This window comes from Bradyrhizobium acaciae (assembly GCF_020889785.1).
Classification (GTDB): Bacteria; Pseudomonadota; Alphaproteobacteria; order Rhizobiales; family Xanthobacteraceae; genus Bradyrhizobium; species Bradyrhizobium acaciae.
In genome coordinates, this window is sequence record NZ_JACMYK010000292.1 from 1 (window position 1) to 2,040 (window position 2,040).

Annotated in this window: 3 protein-coding genes and 1 tRNA gene; 3 read left to right on the forward strand and 1 reads right to left on the reverse strand. The window is 63.3% G+C overall.

From position 1 onward, the window contains the following. The 3 genes from H8A92_RS40295 to H8A92_RS40305 all read left to right on the forward strand — a co-directional run. Positions 1–469, forward strand: a 469-nt coding sequence (locus H8A92_RS40295; RefSeq protein ID WP_229200783.1) for a Maf family protein, incomplete at its 5' end; no start/stop codon positions are given. Between the two features lie 315 nt (positions 470–784). Then, positions 785–967, forward strand: a complete 183-nt coding sequence (gene yacG / locus H8A92_RS40300; protein ID WP_163160965.1) for a DNA gyrase inhibitor YacG — start codon at positions 785–787, stop codon at positions 965–967. Between the two features lie 139 nt (positions 968–1,106). After that, positions 1,107–1,182 (forward strand) — tRNA-Phe (locus H8A92_RS40305). Positions 1,183–1,222: 40 nt separating this feature from the next. Here H8A92_RS40305 and H8A92_RS40310 read toward each other — a convergent pair. Then, a partial coding sequence (locus H8A92_RS40310; protein ID WP_229200784.1) for a hypothetical protein occupies positions 1,223–2,040 on the reverse strand: 818 nt, incomplete at its 5' end.

Here is a 2,040-nt window from a genome sequence, read left to right on the forward strand (position 1 = left end):
CGCCAAGGCGGACGCGGCGCTGAAATCGGTGCAGCTCGATGACGATCTGCGCGGCTCCTTCATCATCGCCGCCGACACCGTGGTCGCGGTCGGCCGCCGCATCCTGCCCAAGGCCAATCTGGTCGACGAGGCCGCGCAATGCCTGCGCTTGCTGTCGGGTCGCAATCACCGCGTCTACACCGCAATCTGCGTGGTGACGCCGCGTGAGGCGTTCCGCCAGCGCCTGGTCGAGACGCGGGTGCGCTTCAAGCGGCTCAGCGAGGACGACATCCAAGCCTATATCGGCTCCGGCGAATGGCGCGGCAAAGCCGGCGGCTATGCCGTGCAGGGCATCGCCGGATCCTTCGTGGTCAAGATGGTCGGCTCCTACACCAACGTGGTCGGCCTGCCGCTCTACGAGACCGTGACCCTGCTCGGCGGCGAAGGCTTTCCGATCCGCCACGGCTGGCTCAACACCGTCGCGGTGTGAGGGATCCGCTTTCGCGCGGCGGTGGCAGTCCACCTCTGCCACTTGCGGACCATGGAACGAGCCGATCGCCGGATGCGATGGCCCGTCCCCGCGGGCGCGCTGCCAAAACATCGAAAACAACCCCATGCAAAGGAGCCGTCAACTGCCGGCATCCCTCGCCCCGAGGCTATCGCCCTGCGCTTGCGGGCGAGGTCGCCGTCTTGATCCGCGAGGCCAGGCACCGACCGGTGAAGACGCGCATGTGTGATTGCCCTACCCGCAAGCGGGAAGGGCGCGGCGGAAACATGCGGCAGATGGTGTAAACTCCGGCCAGCCATGACCGACCAAGCCCGAACGCCCCCGGCCACCCCGCGCGCCTGCCCGATCTGCGGCAAGCCCGTCGCGCAGGCCTTCCGCCCATTCTGTTCGCCACGCTGCCGCGACGTCGACCTCAACCGCTGGCTGACCGGCCGCTATGTCGTTCCCGGCCGCGAGGACGACGCGGAGGACCCGGAATAGCCAAGATTTCCCAACAAGTTGGGGAAAGCGCCGGGGCCGGACCTGCCACGCCGAAGCCTTTGGCGAAGGCGGGTGGACACGGCGCCCCGACCTCTCTATAAACCGCCCGCTCGCTCCGGCCTTTCGGGCCCGCGAGTATGCCCAGGTAGCTCAGTTGGTAGAGCATGCGACTGAAAATCGCAGTGTCGGTGGTTCGATCCCGCCCCTGGGCACCAAATCCACGCTTTTCCGCGCGCAAGCACGATTTTGTACGATTCAGTTGCGGACAGCGTATAGAGGCGTTCTAACCGTCAGTTGATAGGCGGGCTTCGGCAACCACATGATTTCTGCTGTAACGCCAAACAGCCGATTGTCGTTATCGTCCATCCGATCGAGATCGAACCGCACGATGGGTTGGGTGAAGGGCTGGATGGACGCGAGGGTTAGAAGCTGCGCGCCTTCGAACGATTGCACGCCCAAGCGGCCAGTGAACTTCCAGTTGTTGGACCATTGATAGTAGCCGCCGACATAGGCAATCGTGTTCGGACTGATCCGCACCAGCGCACCTCCCACGTCGGTACGCGTATCCTGGAAACCGGCGAGGAAGCCCTTGGTCTCATCAGGATCGAGAGCATAGTCGAATTCGAGAATGTTGTTGAAGGATGTGGTGGTCAGCGGACCATTGGGGATCGACTGTGTGATGGTCGATTGCAGCGTCACGGTAGGAAACGTCCCGCCGTTCTGCTGGTAAAGATCCGCCTGGAAGCCGATGTTCCAGCTTGTGGCCTGAAAGGACGACCACCCGGCGTTTCCGAACGCCGTCGAACTGCCGGAGACACCGGCGTAGAGCGAGACGCTGTCGGTGACGTCCACCGTCAGCGGAAAATCCTCGTTGAGAGACCTCGCAGCTGGCAGGCTGGTCGGAAATGCCGCACCAAACGTTCGCAACGCATCGAATAGCGCTGGACGTCCAAAACCGAATGCGAGCGATCCTGCTGGCACCTGCGCGTAGATCGTTCTTAGGTCGAGATAGATCGCCGGCACCGGCGTTTTGATCGCGACGTCGTCATCGTTTGCGCTAAAGGCCGTCTCAG